At 73.9% G+C, this 2,377-nt stretch carries 1 protein-coding gene; it reads right to left on the bottom strand.

The features are described from left to right. Positions 1–2,366, bottom strand: a 2,366-nt coding sequence (locus GKQ77_RS31655; RefSeq protein ID WP_219692556.1) for a stealth family protein, incomplete at its 3' end; no start/stop codon positions are given. Positions 2,367–2,377: the final 11 nt, after the last annotated feature.

The raw sequence follows: 2,377 nt of genomic DNA, 5'->3' as shown, positions 1-2,377 counted from the left end.
GGCACGGACGCCGACGACCAGAAGAAGCGGGCCAGGCCGTTGCTGAGGAAGAAGGTGTCCGGGGTGGTGGGGCGGCCGAGGAACATGTCGTCGTTGAAGTACAGGAAGTGCTCCGACAGGCCCTCGATCCGGTGCAGCTGGGACTCGATGGAGTGCGAGTTGAAGGTCGGCAGGCACGCGTCGGGCTCGGCGAACAGCTCGCGGTGGTCCACGACGGTCAGGCCCGGGTGGTCGCGGTCGAGCCAGTCGGGGACCTGCCCCGCCGTGACCAGGTACACATGCCGGATCCACGGCGCGTACATCGCCAGGGAGCGCAGGCTGAAGCGCAGCTCGTCGCGGTTGCGGTAGCGCACCGCGCCGTCGTCCGCCGACTCCTGCCGGCCGCCGCCACGGGCCGCGTCGCGAAGGGCGCGCCACTCGGGGTCGGAGTCGTCGACCCAGGTGTAGACGGCGTCGATGGGGAAGTCCACGTCCTTGACGAGGAGTTCGGTGAACACCTGGAGGGTGGGGTAGTCGCGCTCCGCCACCCGCAGGGTCGCCGTCGGGGTGAGCGAGGGCAGCTCCGCGCCGGCGAGCGTCGTCCCGAAGGGCGCGCGGAAGCCGTCGGCCGCCCCGGACGCGCTCTGGACGGTCCGGGGCCAGAACGCCACCGTGCAGGCGAGGCCCGCGCCGTGCCGCAGCGACAGCGTCGTCGTGGTCACCGGCTTGAAGATCTTCACGCCGGACAACTCGCCGATGGAGTCGAGGCGTTCGGCGAGGACGGCGCCGGGCGCCGCGTCGCGCGGGTTGACGAGTTCGGCGTAAACGGGCTGCCCGCGCAACGCCCCCGCCAGGGCCTTCAGGGCGCGGCTCCGGTCGTCGGCGGCCACGGCCAGCGTGTGCGCGGTGCCGTCGGGGGTGCGGACGAGGACGTAGGGCACGTCCTGCGCTTCCAGGGCGGACGCGGTGAGCCGCAGGTTCCACTCCGCCATGCGCGGGGCGAGCACGTCGTCGCGGCGCTCGGCGAGGCGACCCACCGAGCGGATCACGCGGCCCGTGGTGTCGGCGGCGATGATCTCGTCCTCGCGGGCCCGCTCGTCGGCGGCGGCCGAGGCGTCGAAGGTGTGCGGGGCGGTGGGCCGGAAGCCGCAGCCGCCGGAGGCGACACCGAGGGCGACGCGGTCCGCGCGCCCGCGCAGCCGCCGGGGCCGCTCGCGTTCCGCCACGAGCCGGGTGTACAGCTCCTCCCAGCGGGCGGTGACGTCCGCCGAGGAGAAGCGGGCGTAGACGCCTTCGCGGGCGGCACGGGCGTAGGCGCGCCGGGTGGCGTCGTCGCCCATCAACTCGTCCATGGAGCGGGCCAGTTCAGCGACCTCACCGGGCGGCACGAGGAGCCCGTCGACGCGGTGCCGCACGATCTCGGCGGGCCCGGTCAGCACGTCGTACGCGACGACGGGCACTCCGGCGGCGAGCGCTTCGAGGAGCACCAGCGGGAACGCCTCGTTGTGCCCTGCGGTCATCAGGCTCAGCCCCGCCTTGGCCCACTCGGCGGCCATGTCCTGGCAGGGACCGAGCAGTTCGACCCGGTCGTGCAGGCCGAACCCGTCGACGAGGCGGCGCAGATGCCGTTCGCGGTGGCCGCTGCCGAAGATCCGCAGCGTCCAGCCCGGGTGCGCGTCGGCGACCTGGGCGAAGGCGCGGACGGCGTGGTCGACGCGCTTCTCGCCGGTCAGCCGCGCCGCCATGACGATGACCTTGCTCTCGCCGTCGGCGCGCGGCCGGAAGCCGTCCGGTACGGCGTTCGGGATGACGGCCAGCTCGGGGGCGGTGGCCCCCAGGGACTCGGCGATCCAGTCGCGGGTGCGTTCGGTGAGCGTGACCAGGGCGTCCAGGCGGGGGGCGTGCAGGAGCAGGGGTTCGCCGGAGGGGCCTCGGCGCTGGGTGGGGCGGTGCTCCTGGTGGACGGTGACGACGCGCGCGGGCACCAGCGCCACGGCGGCGGCGAGCAGCGCGGGTGTGGTGGTGACGAGGACGTCGGTGTCGAGGGCGGTGAGCGCGGCGGTCAGCTCGATGTCGGAGAGCCGGTCGAAGGTGTCCTCCCAGGCGGGCTTGATCAGCTCGCTGGGCAGCGCGGCGAGGGTGCGGCACGCGGCGTCGTCCAGCTCGCTCTCCCGCACCGGCCGTTCGGGGGTCGTGGTGCGGTCCACGAGGTAGCGGACGGGCAGGTCGCGCGCCTCGGCGAAGAACGGCTCGGCGCGGGTCCGGAAGACGGAGACGACCTCGGCCTCGATGCCGGGGCGCTCGGCGAGGTGCTTGGCCTGGGTGTAGGTGGCCAGCTCGGTGCCGCCCATCTCGTCGCCCCAGCCGAGCAGATACGTGATCTTCATGAGGTCTCCTT

Origin of the sequence: Streptomyces anatolicus, from assembly GCF_019400875.1 — a bacterium.
In the GTDB taxonomy this organism is placed as follows: Bacteria; Actinomycetota; Actinomycetes; order Streptomycetales; family Streptomycetaceae; genus Streptomyces; species Streptomyces anatolicus.
Note: the sequence above shows the minus strand (reverse complement) of the source record. Positions and strands in the feature narration are given on the sequence as shown.